Genomic DNA, 17013 nt, shown 5'->3' with positions numbered 1-17013 from the left:
CATGCTGCTGTAGCGGTTTTCAGCCGCTACAGCATGTGGATAATTAGCGTAAATCGGTAGCCGAAACCAGGATCCGGCTTTTACCGTAGAGAATGGTGAGAATGGCAGGGACGCTGAAGGCCACTGCAATCGCAATCACTTCGTAGATGGCTTTCGAATCCGGGCCGCTGAACAAACCGAGCTCAAAGACGTTCAGCACCGGCAGGAAGCTATAGGTTTTAACCCGCAGGAAGCCGGTGATAGCGCCACCCATTGCCGCACCGATACAGCCGAAGATAAACAGCATCCGGTATTTCAGGTTTACGCCGTACAGCGCCGGTTCGGTGATGCCGAAAAACGCGGAGATAGATGCGGAAATCGCGAGCTGTTTGTCTTTCAGGTTACGGGCGATAAAGATGGCCCCAAACGCCGCGCCAAACTGGCCCATGACCGCCGACATAAACATCGCCATTACGGTGTCATAGCCGTTGACCTGCATATTGATAAGCGCAATCGGGATGATTCCCCAGTGCACGCCGAACACGACAAACAGTTGGCCAATGCCCGCCAGTAGCGCGCCGGACAGTACCGGACTCAGGTTATACAGCCAGGTGTAACCGTTGGCGATACCAATCCCCACGTAGTCGGCAATCGGGCCAATCACCGTGAAGACCACGAAACCGCACACCAGCAGAGACAGGCACGGCACGAAGACCAGCGCCGCTACTTCCGGAACCACTTTTTTAAACCAGCGCTCGACGTAGCTCAGGAACCACACCGCGAAAATTGCCGGGATCACCGCGCCGCCATAGATTTTCAACGGGAAGGTGAGGTGGAAAATCTCGATGCTGTTTGGCGTGGCGGCATCCGTTAACGGGAAGATCATCGCCGCGGTCAGCGCCAGCGCGGTAAAGCGATTGGTTTTGAATTTATCGGATGCGGTGACGGCGATAAACAGCGGCAGCATCACGAACACCCCGCTTGAGAGCGCGTTCAGCACTACGAACAGCCAGGATTGGGTGGAAATCAGATCCATCGTTTGCAGTAAAACGACCAATCCTTTGACCACCCCGACGCCCGCCAGCACGCCGATGTACGGCGTGAAAATGGCGGAGAGCGTCGCCAGCATTCGGTTGAACAGCGCGCTTTTTTGTGCAGGCTGCTCGGCGGGTGCGTTGCTGTCCGACAGCATCGGGCTCATCGCCGCGAACACTTTCTCAACTTTAGGGCCGATAACAATCTGGAACTGGCTGCCGTTGTTCACCAGCTTCACCACTTCTGGCAGCGTGTACAGCTGCTCTTCATTGATTTTGCTGTCGTCTTTCAGGTTCAGCCGCAGACGGGTGGCGCAATGGGTGGCGTGAACCACGTTTTCCTTACCGCCAACGGCGGCGAGGATCTGCTCTGCTATGGGTAAGTATGAAGTCGCCATGGTGAAGCACCTTATAAGTCAGAGGGTACGGTCGGCTAATCAGGCGTAGTCGCCAGGTTTGGTTTTACTTTTTACGGCAATGCCAAAGTCGGTAAAGATGCGCTGCGGCAGGTTATTGCCTTTCCCCTCGGCGATGTGATGGGCGAGGATCTGGAACGGGATAATCATCAGCAGCGGCAGCACGGTTTCCGGCACATCGACATTCAGCGCCAGCGTATGCGGGTCGTCGCTGCTGCCCGGCGTGACGGTGTAAACGTAATGGGTGTGGCGCTGTTCGTACTGGCGCAGCAGGTTCAGACGTTCGCGGGCCACGCTCGGCACATCGAGGAAAAACAGTCGGTGCTGCGGGTTAATTTCGAAATACGGGCCGTGCATAAACACTTCCATTTCAATGCCCTGAGACGGCACGCGCACGGTTTCAGTGAATTTGGTCGCCATCTCCATGCACACGCCAACCGCCGGGCCGTAGCCGATGCTGGTGAAGCGTGGGGAGGCGATGAGGCTGTCCTGCCAGCGGGTGAAAAATGATTCGGTGGTGTCGATGATGGCCGGGATTGCGTTCACGGCTTCGCGCAATGTCGCCAGCTCTTGCAGCTCACGCGCATCATCAATCGCCCCAACGGCGTGAGCATGGCGCAGGCCCATCAGCATCAACGTCAGAATGGTGGCGACGTAGCCTTTGGTCACGTAGCCCACGCGCTCTTCACCGATATCCAGCAGCACAAAGGTATCTGCGGTTTTTGCCAGCTCGCTTTGCGGTTTGCTGGTCACCCCAACGGTTTTCACCGGGTAATGTTTTTTCAGCGCCGCCAGAGCATGCAGGGTCGAGGTGCTTTCCCCGCTTTGCGAAACCGCCACCACCGTACGAATGGCAGGATTATGCTTCTCGAAATGCTGATAGTGGAACGGCTCAGCGATAGTCACGCGTACATTAGACAGGCTTTCGATGTAGTACTTGGCGCTGACCGCCGCATTGACACTGGAGCCGGTGGCCAGCAGCAGCCACTCATTCTCGTCTTCGATTGCCGGGATTGACGCTGGGTAGTTATTCAGAATTTGCGACAGTGTCGCGTGCTCTTCGTGGATGTAAGTCATCATGGTCGGTTTCATCTTGCCCTCTCTGCACTGAAAACCTGAAAACGTTTTCAGTAAAATATGACGAAAGAAAATAATGGGTCAATTTGACAAGTTGGGATCTGTGATGAAGATCTGAATAATTTGTGCGCGATAGGATGTTAGTAGGCCCGGTTAGCGTTGCGCCACCGGGCAAAAATGCAGAGAGATTTATGCAGATTCACCCGTAATGAGCTGAGGAGAAATATCGAGATTTTCGGGCAACATGTCCTGCAACAGGGTCATCATTTGACGGATAACCTGCTGACCTAACACATTATTCTGATGATCAACGGTAGTCAGGCGCGGAATATAATATTCGCTGCCGGGGAAGTATTCACAGCTGGCGACGGCGATATCGTCCGGCACATTCAGGCCATTGTCTTTGAGAGCACGAATGGCACCCATCGCCACACGGTCGTTGATCGCCAGTAACGCCTGGGGCAGGGCGCGCCCGGATTTCAGCAGTCGCGAAATGGCCTCATAACCATGCTGGGAGTAGAAGTTGGTTTCGATAATGTGCGCGTTGTCTGCGTCGATCTCAGCCTGTCGCAGGGTGTTGAGGAAGGCACTGACGCGCTGGCCGGTCATGTATACGCCCGGCGAACCGCCGATAAACGCGATGTCGCGATGGCCTTTCTCCAGCAGATATTCGGTGACCATTTTCACACAGTTCACCTGATCGCGCTGCAGGCAGGTGTAATCGTAATGAGCCAGTTTGCGACCCACCACAATCACCGGCAGCGTGGCGATAAGTTTCTGTAAACCGTCGAGATAACCTTCAGGGATGTTCAGGTAGTCGATGTTGCCGCCGAGGATAATTACCCCGTCGAGCTGGCTGTCGATGATGCTGCTGAAAATCTGATCTTCGGCAATCACCTGGCTTGAATCGGTGCGCTTGTTGGCAGATTGCGTATCGAACAGCACGATTTTGTAGCCCGCCTGCAAACAGGCTTTTTCAATCTGTTCGACCAGAGTAGCGAAGTAAGGGCTGGTGATGTCGGAAACCACAACGGCCAGCGTCATGCTCTTGCGGGAGATCATGCTGCGGGCCATCAGGTTCGGGCTGAAATTGTGATCGTCGATGACCTTCTGCACTTTCTCGCGCGTCTTGTCGGACACCCAGCTGTTGTTGTTCAGCACCCGTGAAACAGTCGCGATGGAGACGTTCGCCAGTTCGGCAATGTCTTTGATCGTCAGGTTCTTTTTCATCGGTCGCACGCATCCTTTTGTCGGCTGTTACCGCTGGATGGTACCTCTTTTTGGACGGGGGAGAAATGCTCTGTACCCGCAATGAGGTACAGAGCGCGAAAGGATTAAGCGCGGACGGCTTTAGCCCCTTTCTGTTTAACCATGTAGCCAATGCCCAGAATCACAATCCACACCGGGATCAGATACACGGAGATGGCCATGCCCGGCGTCATCAGCATGATGACCAGCACCGCAGCAACGGTAAACAGGCAAATCCAGTTCCCCAGCGGATAGAACAGGGCAGGGAAGCGCGTGGTGACGCCCTGCTGTTTCTTCGCGCGGCGGAATTTGATGTGCGCCAGGCTAATCATCGCCCAGTTAATTACCAGAGCAGAAACCACCAGTGCCATCAGCAGGCCAAATGCGGATTCCGGCGCCAGGTAGTTGATCAGCACGCACAGCGCGGTGAACAGCGCAGAAACCAGAATGGTGTTAACCGGCACGCCACGTTTGTCGACTTTAGACAGCGCTTTCGGCGCGTTGCCCTGCTGCGCCAGGCCGAACAGCATACGGCTGTTGCAGTAAACACAGCTGTTATACACCGACAGCGCGGCGGTCAGCACCACCACGTTCAGGGCGTTAGCCACGAAGGTGTCGCCGAGTTCGTGGAAGATAAGCACGAACGGGCTGGTGTCTGAGGTTACGCGCGTCCACGGCAGCAGCGACAACAACACCGCCAGCGAGCCCACATAGAAAATCAGGATACGGTAGATAACCTGGTTGGTGGCTTTTGGGATGCTTTTCTGCGGGTCATCGGCTTCAGCGGCGGTAATGCCGACCAGCTCCAGGCCGCCGAAGGAGAACATGATGATCGCCATCATCATCACCAGCCCGTGTATGCCGTGTGGCAGGAAACCGCCCTGATCCCAGAGGTTGCGCACGGTAGCCTGCGGGCCACCGTTGCCGCTGAACAGCAGCCAGCCGCCGAACAGGATCATTGCTACAACTGCGACCACTTTGATAATCGCAAACCAGAACTCCATCTCACCGAACACTTTAACGTTGGTCAGGTTGATGAGGTTAATGGCGATGAAGAACACCGCAGCGGACGCCCAGGTTGGGATTTCAGGCCACCAGAACTGGATGTATTTCCCGACCGCCGTCAGCTCGGCCATCGCGACCAGCACGTACAGCACCCAGTAGTTCCAGCCGGAGGCGAAACCGGCAAAGTTGCCCCAGTACTTGTAGGCAAAGTGGCTGAAAGAACCCGCTACAGGCTCTTCTACCACCATTTCACCTAACTGACGCATGATCAGAAAAGCCACAAAACCTGCTATCGCATAGCCGAGAATAATCCCCGGTCCTGCGGATTGAATAACGGAGGCGCTGCCCAGAAACAGGCCCGTTCCGATAGCTCCACCCAGCGCAATCAGCTGAATGTGGCGGTTTTTAAGGCCGCGCTTCAGCTGTTCGCCTTGCTGTTGACCTTCCATTATGAAACCTCGTGAGTAATTGATTTTTCTACGCTTTTATAAGAATTCAGATTCTCAGCGCGTGTCGTTATGAACTTTCCATATCCTGTACATTATTTTTTACAGAGCAGAGGCCTGAAAGTTATTCAAGACTCTTCCGCAGTTGGGAGAATAGTGGTAAGCGCGCCTGAATGCACCTGCTTTATGAAGGGGTGATGACGAGTTGCATAAAAAGAAAGCAAATGTAAATGCAGGAAGAGCGGTGCTCGGCCTTTTGATATTCAGGATTTACCGGGAGAACATGAATTTTCATGCATTTTTTGTAGTGTTGAATCGGTTCAGGCTGCACATTTTTCGTTTCCGCCAGGTTAAATATCCTCCTTTATAGGTAAACGCGACATTTGTGCAAAGTTACATTTCTGAAACGTGTCTTCTGTAAGGTTGTTAAAATGTGCCGGGTTTACTGATTTCAATCAAAACCTGTATGGACAGAAGGTGAATACTTTGTTACTTTAGCGTCACGAACTATGAATTGGTAAGACCAATTGACTCCGGGTAAAATGGCTTGAGACAGGGAACCATGGCCTACAGCAAAATCCGCCAACCAAAATTATCCGATGTGATTGAGCAGCAGCTGGAGTTTTTGATTCTTGAGGGGACGTTGCGCCCCGGTGAAAAACTCCCGCCTGAACGCGAACTGGCAAAACAGTTCGACGTGTCCCGACCCTCTCTGCGTGAGGCGATCCAACGTCTCGAAGCGAAGGGCCTTCTGCTTCGTCGCCAGGGAGGCGGTACCTTTGTTCAAAGTAGCCTTTGGCAGAGCTTCAGCGATCCGCTGGTAGAATTGCTCTCCGACCACCCTGAATCCCAATTTGATCTGCTGGAAACCCGCCACGCACTGGAAGGTATTGCCGCGTACTATGCTGCTTTACGCAGTAACGAAGAAGATCGTACGCGCATCCGCGAGCTGCATCGCGCGATTGAAGTCGCTCAGCAGTCTGGCGATCTTGATGCCGAATCCAGCGCTGTCGTCCAGTATCAAATTGCCGTCACCGAAGCCGCCCATAATGTGGTCTTACTCCATCTGCTACGCTGCATGGAACCTATGCTCGCGCAGAACGTTCGACAGAACTTTGAATTGCTGTATGCCAGTCGGGAAATGCTTCCGCTGGTCAGCAGCCATCGCACTCGTGTTTTCGAGGCGATAATGGCCAGAGAGCCGGAGCAGGCACGAGAAGCGTCGCACCGTCACCTGGCCTTCATTGAGGAAATCTTGCTGGACCGCAGCCGTGAGCAAAGTCGCCGAGACCGCTCGCTTCGCCGCCTACAGCAACGGAAGGACTAGTATCACCTGATTTTTATGCGCCAGTTTTTAGAGCGCGGCAACTAAACGCAGAACCTGTCTTATTGCGCTTTTTAAAGAGACAACCCGAAATATGTAGGGCAGAAAACGCAATGGGACAGGTTCCAGACTAATCAACGTTATTAGATAGATAAGGAATACCCCCCATGTCAGACCGTTTGCAAAATGACGTGGATCCGATCGAAACTCGCGACTGGCTACAGGCGATCGAATCGGTCATCCGTGAAGAAGGTGTTGAGCGCGCTCAGTATCTGATTGATCAGCTGCTTTCCGAAGCCCGCAAAGGCGGTGTGAGCGTGGCAGCTGGAGCCGGGGCAAGCAATTATGTGAATACAATTGCCGTTGAAGATGAGCCGGAATATCCGGGCGATCTGGATCTGGAACGTCGCATCCGTTCAGCTATCCGCTGGAACGCGATCATGGCCGTTCTGCGCGCATCTAAAAAAGATCTGGAACTGGGCGGCCACATGTCCTCCTTCCAGTCTTCTGCGACCATTTATGAAGTGTGCTACAACCACTTCTTCCGTGCACGCAATGAGCAAGACGGCGGCGACCTGGTGTACTTCCAGGGCCACATCTCTCCAGGCGTTTACGCACGTGCCTTCCTTGAAGGTCGTCTGACCGAAGAGCAGATGAACAATTTCCGTCAGGAAGTTCACGGTAACGGTCTGTCTTCTTACCCGCACCCGAAACTGATGCCAGAATTCTGGCAGTTCCCGACCGTATCCATGGGTCTGGGCCCAATCGGTGCTATCTACCAGGCTAAATTCCTGAAATATCTGGAACACCGTGGCCTGAAAGATACCTCTAAGCAGACCGTTTATGCCTTCCTGGGCGACGGCGAGATGGATGAACCAGAATCCAAGGGGGCTATCACCATCGCAACCCGCGACAAGCTGGATAACCTGTGCTTCATCATCAACTGTAACCTCCAGCGTCTGGATGGCCCGGTCACCGGTAACGGCAAAATCGTTAACGAACTGGAAGGCATCTTCAGCGGTGCTGGCTGGAACGTGGTGAAAGTCATGTGGGGCGGTCGTTGGGATGAGCTGCTGCGTAAAGACACCAGCGGTAAGCTGATTCAGCTGATGAACGAAACCGTTGATGGCGACTACCAGACCTTCAAATCCAAAAACGGCGCTTACGTACGTGAGCACTTCTTCGGTAAATATCCTGAAACCGCCGCACTGGTTGCAGACTGGACTGATGAGCAGATCTGGGCGCTGAACCGTGGTGGTCACGATCCGAAGAAAGTCTACGCTGCACTGAAAAACGCGCAGGACACCAAAGGTAAAGCGACTGTCATCCTTGCACATACCGTTAAAGGCTATGGCATGGGCGAAACTGCCGAAGGCAAAAACATCGCGCACCAGGTGAAGAAAATGAACATGGACGGCGTTCGCTACGTCCGCGATCGTTTCAATGTACCGGTTACCGATGCTGACATCGAAAAACTGCCGTACGTCACCTTCGCTGAAGGTTCTGAAGAACACACCTACCTGCACGCACAGCGTCAGAAGCTGCATGGCTACCTGCCAAGCCGCCAGGTGAACTTCTCCGAGAAACTGGAAATGCCTGCGCTGGCAGACTTCTCTCAGCTGCTGGAAGAGCAGAACAAAGAGATCTCTACCACTATCGCTTTCGTTCGTGCCCTGAACGTGATGCTGAAGAACCCGTCTATCAAAGAGCGTCTGGTTCCGATCCTCGCCGATGAAGCGCGTACCTTCGGTATGGAAGGTCTGTTCCGTCAGATTGGTATCTACAGCTCCAACGGCCAGCAGTACACCCCGCAGGACCGTGAGCAGGTAGCGTATTACAAAGAAGACGAGAAAGGTCAGATCCTGCAGGAAGGCATCAACGAACTGGGTGCTGGCGCATCCTGGCTGGCGGCTGCGACGTCTTACAGCACCAACAACCTGCCAATGATCCCGTTCTACATCTACTACTCCATGTTCGGTTTCCAGCGTATCGGTGACCTGTGCTGGCAGGCAGGCGATCAGCAGGCTCGTGGCTTCCTGGTCGGTGGTACTTCCGGTCGTACAACCCTGAACGGTGAAGGTCTGCAGCACGAAGATGGTCACAGCCATATTCAGTCTCTGACTATCCCGAACTGTATCTCTTATGACCCGTCTTACGCGTACGAAGTTGCTGTCATCATGCATGACGGTCTGGTTCGCATGTACGGTGAAGCGCAAGAGAACGTGTTCTATTACATCACCACGCTGAACGAAAACTACCACATGCCGGCAATGCCGGAAGGCGCCGAGGAAGGTATCCGTAAAGGTATCTACAAACTCGAAACCGTTGCAGGTAACAAAGGTAAAGTTCAGCTGCTGGGCTCCGGTTCAATCCTGCGTCACGTCCGTGAAGCAGCGCAGATCCTGGCCAACGATTACGGCGTGGGCTCTGACGTTTACTCCGTCACCTCCTTCACCGAACTGGCCCGTGACGGTCAGGACTGTGAGCGCTGGAACATGCTGCACCCGATGGAAACTCCGCGCGTTCCGTACATCGCTCAGGTGATGAACGACGCACCGGCAGTGGCATCGACTGACTATATGAAACTGTTTGCTGAACAGGTTCGTACTTATGTACCGGCTGATGATTACCGTGTACTGGGTACCGACGGCTTTGGTCGCTCTGACAGCCGTGAAAACCTGCGTCACCACTTCGAAGTTGATGCTTCTTATGTGGTTGTTGCAGCCCTGGGCGAACTGGCCAAACGTGGTGAAATCGACAAGAAAGTGGTAGCGGAAGCGATCACCAAGTTCAACATCGATGCAGATAAAGTTAACCCGCGTCTGGCGTAAGAGGTAAGAAAATAATGGCTATCGAAATCAATGTGCCGGACATCGGGGCTGATGAAGTTGAAATCACCGAGATCCTGGTCAAACCAGGCGACAAAGTTGAAGTTGAACAGTCGCTGATCACCGTAGAAGGTGACAAAGCCTCTATGGAAGTTCCGTCTCCGCAGGCTGGCATCGTCAAAGAGATCAAAGTCTCTGTCGGTGACAAAACCGAGACCGGTAAACTGATCATGATTTTCGATTCCGCCGACGGTGCAGCAGCAGCTGCACCTGCCAAGGCAGAAGAGAAGAAAGAAGCGGCACCTGCTGCTGCCCCAGCTGCGGCTGCGGCAAAAGACGTTAACGTGCCGGATATCGGCGGCGACGAAGTTGAAGTCACCGAAATCCTGGTCAAAGTGGGCGACACCGTTGCCGCTGAACAGTCGCTGATCACCGTTGAAGGCGACAAAGCCTCAATGGAAGTTCCGGCCCCGTTCGCAGGCACGGTGAAAGAGATCAAAATCAACACCGGCGACAAAGTGTCTACCGGCTCCCTGATTATGGTCTTCGACGTAGCGGGTGGAGCACCTGCTGCCGCTCCAGCACAGTCTGTAGCTCCGGCTGCGGCAGCAGCACCTGCTGCGACTGGCGCAAAAGACGTTAACGTACCGGACATCGGCGGTGACGAAGTTGAAGTGACTGAAGTGATGGTGAAAGTGGGCGACAAAGTTGCCGCTGAGCAGTCACTGATCACCGTAGAAGGTGACAAGGCTTCAATGGAAGTTCCGGCCCCGTTCGCAGGTACCGTAAAAGAAATCAAAATCAGCACCGGCGACAAAGTGTCTACCGGCTCTCTGATCATGGTCTTCGAAGTGGAAGGCGCTGCACCTGCTGCGGCTCCGGCTGCTGCACCTGCGGCCGCCGCTCCGGCACCGGCTAAAGCAGCACCTGCTGCGGCCCCGGCTGCGAAAGCAGAAGGCAAATCAGAGTTCGCTGAGAACGACGCTTACGTTCACGCGACGCCGCTTATCCGCCGTCTGGCACGCGAATTCGGCGTTAACCTGGCAAAAGTGAAAGGCTCCGGTCGTAAAGGCCGTATCCTGCGCGAAGACGTTCAGGCGTACGTGAAAGACGCGGTGAAACGCGCTGAGTCAGCACCTGCTGCCGCAAGCGGTGGTGGTCTGCCAGGCATGCTGCCATGGCCGAAAGTGGACTTCAGCAAGTTCGGCGAAATCGAAGAAGTGGAAATGGGCCGCATCCAGAAAATCTCGGGTAGCAACCTGAGCCGTAACTGGGTGATGATCCCGCACGTTACCCACTTCGACAAAACCGATATCACCGATCTGGAAGCGTTCCGTAAACAGCAGAACGACGAAGCGGCTAAGCGTAAACTGGACGTGAAGTTCACCCCTGTGGTGTTCATCATGAAGGCGGTTGCGACTGCGCTTGAGCAGATGCCACGCTTCAACAGCTCTCTGTCTGAAGACGGCCAGAAACTGACGCTGAAGAAATACATCAACGTCGGCGTAGCGGTTGATACCCCGAATGGTCTGGTTGTTCCGGTCTTTAAAGACGTGAACAAGAAGAGCATCACCGAACTGTCTCGCGAACTGATGGCTATCTCCAAGAAAGCCCGTGATGGCAAGCTGACCGCTGGCGAAATGCAGGGCGGTTGCTTCACCATCTCCAGCCTCGGCGGGATCGGGACGACTCACTTCGCGCCAATCGTGAATGCGCCAGAAGTGGCCATTCTCGGTGTGTCCAAGTCGGCGATGGAGCCGGTGTGGAACGGTAAAGAGTTCGTACCGCGTCTGATGATGCCTATGTCTCTTTCCTTCGACCACCGTGTCATCGACGGTGCTGATGGTGCTCGCTTCATTACCATCATTAACAACACCCTGGCTGACATTCGCCGCCTGGTGATGTAAGCGAAAAAGCCGGCCAATCGGCCGGCTTTTTTCTGGTAATCTCATTACGCACCATGAGGTTATCGTCGCAAAAAGACAATTCGTTTGCCGTTTGTTGTTTCAAAATTGTTAACAATTTTGTAAAATACGGGCGGATAGAACATACCGGCGGAAAGTGACATAACTTAATAAATACCCCATGGATTTCGGGGCGCAGCAAGGCGGCAAGCGCCAGAATCCCCGGGAACTTACTCAAGTAAGTGACTGGGGTGAGGGCGAACAGCCAACGCCGCTGTGGCTTGAAAGACAATGGGTATTTCGTCGGGAATAAATAACAGAGGTCATGATGAGTACTGAAATCAAAACTCAGGTCGTCGTACTTGGGGCAGGCCCGGCAGGTTACTCCGCTGCCTTCCGTTGCGCTGATTTAGGTCTGGAAACCGTCATCGTCGAGCGTTACAGCACCCTCGGTGGTGTTTGTCTGAACGTCGGCTGTATCCCTTCTAAAGCGCTGCTGCACGTTGCGAAAGTTATCGAAGAAGCGAAAGCGCTGGCTGAACACGGTATCGTCTTCGGTGAGCCGAAAACCGATATCGACAAAATTCGTACCTGGAAAGAAAAAGTTATCACTCAACTGACCGGCGGCCTCGCTGGCATGGCCAAAGGCCGTAAAGTGAAAGTGGTAAACGGTCTGGGTAAATTCACCGGTGCGAACACGCTGGAAGTGGAAGGCGAAAACGGCAAAACCGTTATCAACTTCGACAACGCTATCATCGCGGCGGGTTCCCGTCCGATCGAACTGCCGTTCATTCCGCATGAAGATCCGCGTGTGTGGGATTCCACTGACGCCCTGGAACTGAAAACCGTACCAAAACGCCTGCTGGTTATGGGTGGCGGTATCATCGGTCTGGAAATGGGTACGGTGTATCACTCTCTGGGTTCAGAGATTGACGTGGTTGAAATGTTCGACCAAGTTATCCCGGCTGCAGATAAAGACGTCGTTAAAGTCTTCACCAAGCGCATCAGCAAGAAATTCAACCTGATGCTGGAAACCAAAGTGACTGCCGTTGAAGCGAAAGAAGACGGTATTTACGTTTCCATGGAAGGCAAAAAAGCGCCTGCTGAAGCACAGCGCTATGACGCCGTGCTGGTCGCTATCGGCCGTGTGCCGAACGGTAAAAACCTCGACGCGGGCAAAGCTGGCGTGGAAGTAGACGACCGTGGTTTCATCCGTGTCGACAAGCAGCTGCGTACTAACGTCCCTCACATCTTTGCTATCGGCGATATCGTCGGTCAGCCAATGCTGGCGCACAAAGGTGTTCACGAAGGTCACGTTGCCGCTGAAGTTATTGCGGGCATGAAGCACTACTTCGACCCGAAAGTGATTCCATCTATCGCCTACACTGAGCCAGAAGTTGCCTGGGTTGGTCTGACTGAGAAAGAAGCGAAAGAGAAAGGCATCAGCTACGAAACGTCCACCTTCCCGTGGGCTGCTTCTGGCCGTGCTATCGCTTCCGATTGCGCAGACGGTATGACCAAACTGATTTTCGACAAAGAAACTCACCGTGTTATCGGTGGTGCGATTGTCGGTACTAACGGCGGCGAGCTGCTGGGTGAAATCGGTCTGGCGATTGAAATGGGCTGTGATGCAGAAGACATCGCTCTGACCATCCACGCTCACCCGACTCTGCATGAGTCCGTTGGCCTGGCGGCAGAAGTGTTCGAAGGTAGCATTACCGACCTGCCGAACCCGAAAGCGAAAAAGAAATAAGATTTCTGAATGTAAGAAGCGGCCTGCGGGCCGCTTTTTTTATGCCTGTAGAAAGCGTGTAAACCGCCGGTGGATACTCAGCGAAGCGGTAAGTCGTTTATTTAAAAACATTTCTGCGTAAATATCTGTGCACATCTATTCATTACTCTGAAAATAATCACGGTGTAAACTTATAGCGTAAAACTATAGTGAGGTGCTCCATGAAAACTTTTCTGACTACTGCAGTCTTGGCCACAACTCTGTTTTCTGGTTTGGCGCTGGCTGACGATCCGGTCATCCCGTGGGCGGACAACAGCGGTGGTACTGAAACCACCCATATTGCCAACATGGGCCAAAACCTGAATGCTCAGCATCAGGCGATCTCCAAAACCCAGGAAGGCGTTTGGGCCGCAAACTCCGGCAGCATTAAAGCCGATGAAAATGCGCTGACCAGCACACGTTCTGCCGTGGTCGCACAGCCTGGTCTGATGCCACATCAGGGCTAAGTTACTGCTTAGCGGGCGATAAAAAGCAGAAGGATGTTTTCACATTCTTCTGCTTCAGTGCTCTGACCGACCAGACGTTTTACACCTTCACGTTATCCAGTGCCGCTTGCGCACAGGCTTCGTCCAGATTGCCACCCGGCGCACCGCCGATACCGATAGCGCCAATCACCTCATTCCCGTCTTTCACCGGTAAACCACCGGCCAGCAATAGCAGGCCCGGAATATCCTTTACGTTCTGCGCGCCCGCATTGCTCTGCGCCGCTTCCATGACTTTGCCGCTGGCATTTTTCATAGTCAGGGCGGTGAAGGCTTTCATTTCGCTGGCCTTAACGGTATGCGGCCCAGCGTTGTCGGTTCGCTGCACGGCTTTCACCACGCCCGCTCTGTCGACCACGGTAACCGTCACCTGATAATTCTTCGCGCTGCAGGCGCTGATGGCTTCCTGCGCCAGGCTGTTGGCCTGCGTCAGGGAGATGTTCTTCTGGCTCAGGGGAGCAGCCTGAACCGTGGCAGAGACTAAACCGGCCATCAGGGTGGCGGAGATGATGAGTTTTTTCATTGCGGGCTTCCTTTTTGTCGTGTTCAGTCATGCTAACAAGACAAAACAGGAAGCGTAATTCGGGGGAATACGGAGCCGTCCTGGTAATTATACGTAGTCCAGTTTGTCGTGTTCGCGAATGGCCTGCACCAGACTGCTGACGCCGAGCTTGCTGAAAATCGCCGCCCGGTGCGCTTCGACGGTGCGGGTTGAGAGCGCCAGGCGCACCGCGACCTCTTTGTTGCTGGCTCCGGTCATTAGCTCATGCAACACGTCCGTTTCTCTGGCGGTGAGCTGGGCGAAGAGCGCTTTGGCACGAGTGTGTTCTTGCCATCCGCGTTGGCGTTTTTCGCTTTCGGCAAACGCCAGATAAACCGTCTCGATGAGCAGATCGGCGTCCAGCGGCTTGGTGAAAAACTCAAACACGCCGTGATGAAACGCCCGACGGCAAGCGTCGATTGAGCCGTGGCCAGTCATCATCACCACCGGCAGCAGCGGGTGCGATGCGCTGTGTTTTTCGATCCACGCCAGCCCGCTTTGGCCCGGCATCCGCATGTCCAGCAGCAGACAGCCGGTTAACATGCTTTCTGGCTTGCAGACCGCACTAAAGGCGTCAATGGCGTCGAAGCACTGCGTTGACCACTGCATGGTCGAGAACAGAAAAGAGAGCGATTCGCGAATCGACGCGTCGTCGTCCACCACGTAGATAATGTTTTCCATCGATAGTTACGTCTCTCTGATAAACCACAAACTGATTTCGGCCCCGCCGTCCGGAGTATTCGCCAGCTGAATATTGCCATTCATCCGCGTCATCAGCGATTCTGTGAGCGTCAGTCCCAAACCTAATCCGCCTTCGCGTTCGCTGAACAGCGGCATTAGCGCCAGCTTAAGTGCCTCCGGGCTAAAGCCTGGACCACCGTCGGAGATAGTCACCTTCACCCGATCGCCAACCGCAGCGCTGGCAATATGCACCCAGCCACGCCCACTTGCCATCTGGGCCTGAATGGCGTTGTTGAGCAAATTATGCAGCACCTGTTCCAGCCAAAGACGATCGGCCTGGATTATCCGTGCGCTGAAATCATGGGTGAGGCGAATGTGTTTTGAGCCAGGCTCGTGTTCCAGCAGATTGCCAACTCGCTGCCAGCTATGTTCCAGATTGACCCTGGTCATCGCAACCGCTTCCTGGGTCAGATGTGTGCGAAAACGGGTGAGTAACTCGTTTATTCGCTGAGTCTGAGTCAGTGCCGAGCGCATGGCGTGGAGCGCTTCGGCATTGTGCCCCTGATCCAGCTGGCGTATTCCACCCTGGATCCACATTTGGGCCGCCGTCAGTGGCTGGTTAATTTCGTGCACCACGCCAGCGGCCATTTCGCCGAGCGTGTTCAGCCGCGCGTGCTGATAAAAATCCGCGCGCTGGCGATCGGTGCGTTGTTGTTCACGGCCCCATAACAGCAGCATTATCATGCTGATAACCAGAGTCCAGGTGGCGAGGATCAGGAAATACGGTAAACGCGCCACGCCGAGCCAGTCAGGGTTCGCGCTGGCCTGCAAAATGAACGGCTGAAAGTGTTGCGGGAACTGTCGTGTCCAGTGCCAGCGATATTTCCGCTGGGCTGGCGGGACGCTCAGTCTGAGCTGAATATCGGCAAAGCGTGACTCGGTTTGCAGCAGCGGCGCGAGATTGATTTGTACCCGAATCTGGCGATAAGGGTTATACAGCCAGTAGCTCATCGGCGAAAGCATTTCGACGCGCGGCGCATTCAACGGGCGCTGAACGGTTTTTTCCAGCACCTGAATCTGCGGGAATTTTTGCTGTAGCAGCGAAAGCGATTCATCACCGTTGAGAATGGGAATGACCGATTCATTTTGCGTGAGGGCGGTGCTGATGGTACTGAACAACCCGTTGAATACGCGATCGCAGGCCCAATACTGACGGCGGATCTGCTCGGCGTACAGCAGAGCGCTGCTCAGCAGGCAGACGATGAGCCAGATAAGCACTCCTCGTTGAAGATACGCGCGTTTAGTTATCATTCTGCATCCGAAAAATCCCGCCACTGATGATGACTAGTATCACAGAGAGCAAGGTGGCTCGTCAGCAGGATATTGAAATGTGCGCGAGTTCACGCGATTGGGCGGGGAGATAATGAAAAAGGGCCCGCCTGATGCGAGCCCTTCGGTATTTACTGATTAATTTCCTGCCACGGTTTCTCTGGGGCAAAAACCTTAATGGCTTCGACTTTATACGGCGTCAGCAGGCCAGCATCCATCTGCCAGACCCTGTCTTTCTCATCGATCATAAAGCTCATGATCCCCGTTTCACCATATTTCACCGGCCAGGCAATCAGCGCAAAGCCCTGTTTGTCGTTGTCGGGAATGATGCGGAATAGGTAGCCGTGATAACCCTCACCTGGTTCAGCAGGGCTGTAGGCTGGTCCTAACGGGCTTGGATCATCGCCTGGCTGAGTAGGCCAGTACAGACCGTCTTTAGCGCCTTCAGTGCTGAGCAGTTTCTTGGCGTAGACCTGGAAGCGCTGGTAATAGTCGTTCTGCGCATCAACGTAGGCGTGCATCGCCTGAATGGCCGACAGCTCGTTGCGCCCGATTTCTCGGGTCTGAATTTCGTCGGCGGCCTGCGCCATATCGAAGTGCCAGCCCTCTGCGGTTTTCAGCATCGGGATCGGCAACTGCCACTCTTCACGCCCGACGTTCAGGTGCGCGGTATCGCCCTGTTCGACAATATTATGGCTGACTTTCCAGTCACGCAGAAAACGTGCTACGGCTTCGGGATCGGCCTCCTGCTGCGGTAAATACTGCTGCCAGTTTTCACCGAGCAAATCGTCCAGTGCCGTGTTGTTCTGGCTGGAAACGGCATCGACCAGCGCGTTAGCGGCTTTCTCTGGCGTAGCAAAATGCTGCTGCGCGAAAGCGGGTAGGGCAAACAGCGCCAGTAAGCCAGAAATCATCAATTTTTTCATT

Annotated in this window: 13 protein-coding genes; 5 read left to right on the top strand and 8 right to left on the bottom strand. The window is 54.2% G+C overall.

What is annotated here, in order from left to right; translation table 11 throughout:
* Positions 1–43: 43 nt before the first annotated feature.
* The 4 genes from MUU47_RS06340 to aroP all read right to left on the bottom strand — a co-directional run bounded on the left by MUU47_RS06340 (position 44) and on the right by aroP (position 5208).
* A complete protein-coding gene (locus tag MUU47_RS06340; RefSeq protein ID WP_258987351.1) occupies positions 44–1411 on the bottom strand; it encodes a PTS transporter subunit EIIC in 1368 nt (455 codons plus the stop codon).
* 39 nt (positions 1412–1450) lie between these two features.
* Complete coding sequence (locus MUU47_RS06335; RefSeq protein WP_258987350.1) at positions 1451–2521, bottom strand: SIS domain-containing protein; 1071 nt, start codon at positions 2519–2521, stop codon at positions 1451–1453.
* A gap of 174 nt (positions 2522–2695) precedes the next feature.
* Positions 2696–3736 carry a LacI family DNA-binding transcriptional regulator gene (locus tag MUU47_RS06330; RefSeq protein WP_258987348.1) on the bottom strand — a complete coding sequence of 347 codons (1041 nt, stop codon included), beginning with the start codon at positions 3734–3736 and terminating at the stop codon, positions 2696–2698.
* Positions 3737–3840: 104 nt separating this feature from the next.
* The gene (aroP, locus tag MUU47_RS06325) at positions 3841–5208 is read right to left on the bottom strand and encodes an aromatic amino acid transporter AroP (RefSeq protein WP_258987347.1); all 1368 of its coding nucleotides are present in this window, start codon (positions 5206–5208) and stop codon (positions 3841–3843) included.
* A 559-nt stretch (positions 5209–5767) separates the two neighbouring features.
* Here aroP and pdhR point away from each other — a divergent pair.
* From pdhR to MUU47_RS06300, 5 genes are all read left to right on the top strand, one after another.
* Positions 5768–6532 carry a pyruvate dehydrogenase complex transcriptional repressor PdhR gene (gene pdhR / locus MUU47_RS06320; RefSeq protein WP_110510788.1) on the top strand — a complete coding sequence of 255 codons (765 nt, stop codon included), beginning with the start codon at positions 5768–5770 and terminating at the stop codon, positions 6530–6532.
* A 164-nt stretch (positions 6533–6696) separates the two neighbouring features.
* Positions 6697–9360, top strand: a complete 2664-nt coding sequence (gene aceE / locus MUU47_RS06315; protein WP_258987345.1) for a pyruvate dehydrogenase (acetyl-transferring), homodimeric type — start codon at positions 6697–6699, stop codon at positions 9358–9360.
* Between the two features lie 14 nt (positions 9361–9374).
* Complete coding sequence (gene aceF, locus MUU47_RS06310) at positions 9375–11264, top strand: pyruvate dehydrogenase complex dihydrolipoyllysine-residue acetyltransferase (protein ID WP_258987344.1); 1890 nt, start codon at positions 9375–9377, stop codon at positions 11262–11264.
* Positions 11265–11589: 325 nt separating this feature from the next.
* The gene (gene lpdA, locus MUU47_RS06305) at positions 11590–13014 is read left to right on the top strand and encodes a dihydrolipoyl dehydrogenase (protein ID WP_159761264.1); all 1425 of its coding nucleotides are present in this window, start codon (positions 11590–11592) and stop codon (positions 13012–13014) included.
* A gap of 200 nt (positions 13015–13214) precedes the next feature.
* Positions 13215–13499 (top strand): hypothetical protein, encoded by a 285-nt coding sequence (locus MUU47_RS06300; RefSeq protein ID WP_258987343.1) that lies wholly within the window; start codon positions 13215–13217, stop codon positions 13497–13499.
* Between the two features lie 79 nt (positions 13500–13578).
* Here the strand turns inward: MUU47_RS06300 and MUU47_RS06295 are convergent, their stop codons facing one another.
* The 4 genes from MUU47_RS06295 to MUU47_RS06280 form a co-directional block, all read right to left on the bottom strand.
* The gene (locus MUU47_RS06295) at positions 13579–14058 is read right to left on the bottom strand and encodes a GlcG/HbpS family heme-binding protein (RefSeq protein WP_258987342.1); all 480 of its coding nucleotides are present in this window, start codon (positions 14056–14058) and stop codon (positions 13579–13581) included.
* Positions 14059–14145: 87 nt separating this feature from the next.
* The gene (locus MUU47_RS06290; RefSeq protein WP_258987341.1) at positions 14146–14757 is read right to left on the bottom strand and encodes a response regulator transcription factor; all 612 of its coding nucleotides are present in this window, start codon (positions 14755–14757) and stop codon (positions 14146–14148) included.
* 6 nt (positions 14758–14763) lie between these two features.
* Entirely contained in the window at positions 14764–16068 is a 1305-nt protein-coding gene (locus tag MUU47_RS06285) for a sensor histidine kinase (RefSeq protein ID WP_258987340.1), read from the bottom strand.
* Positions 16069–16217: 149 nt separating this feature from the next.
* Positions 16218–17012, bottom strand: a complete 795-nt coding sequence (locus MUU47_RS06280; RefSeq protein WP_258987339.1) for a DUF2950 family protein — start codon at positions 17010–17012, stop codon at positions 16218–16220.
* Between the last annotated feature and the right edge of the window lies 1 nt (position 17013).

Origin of the sequence: Scandinavium hiltneri (genome assembly GCF_024764835.1) — a bacterium.
Taxonomy (GTDB): domain Bacteria; phylum Pseudomonadota; class Gammaproteobacteria; order Enterobacterales; family Enterobacteriaceae; genus Scandinavium; species Scandinavium hiltneri.
The sequence above is the reverse complement of the archived record's forward strand: the minus strand, read 5'-3'. Positions and strand labels throughout refer to the sequence as shown.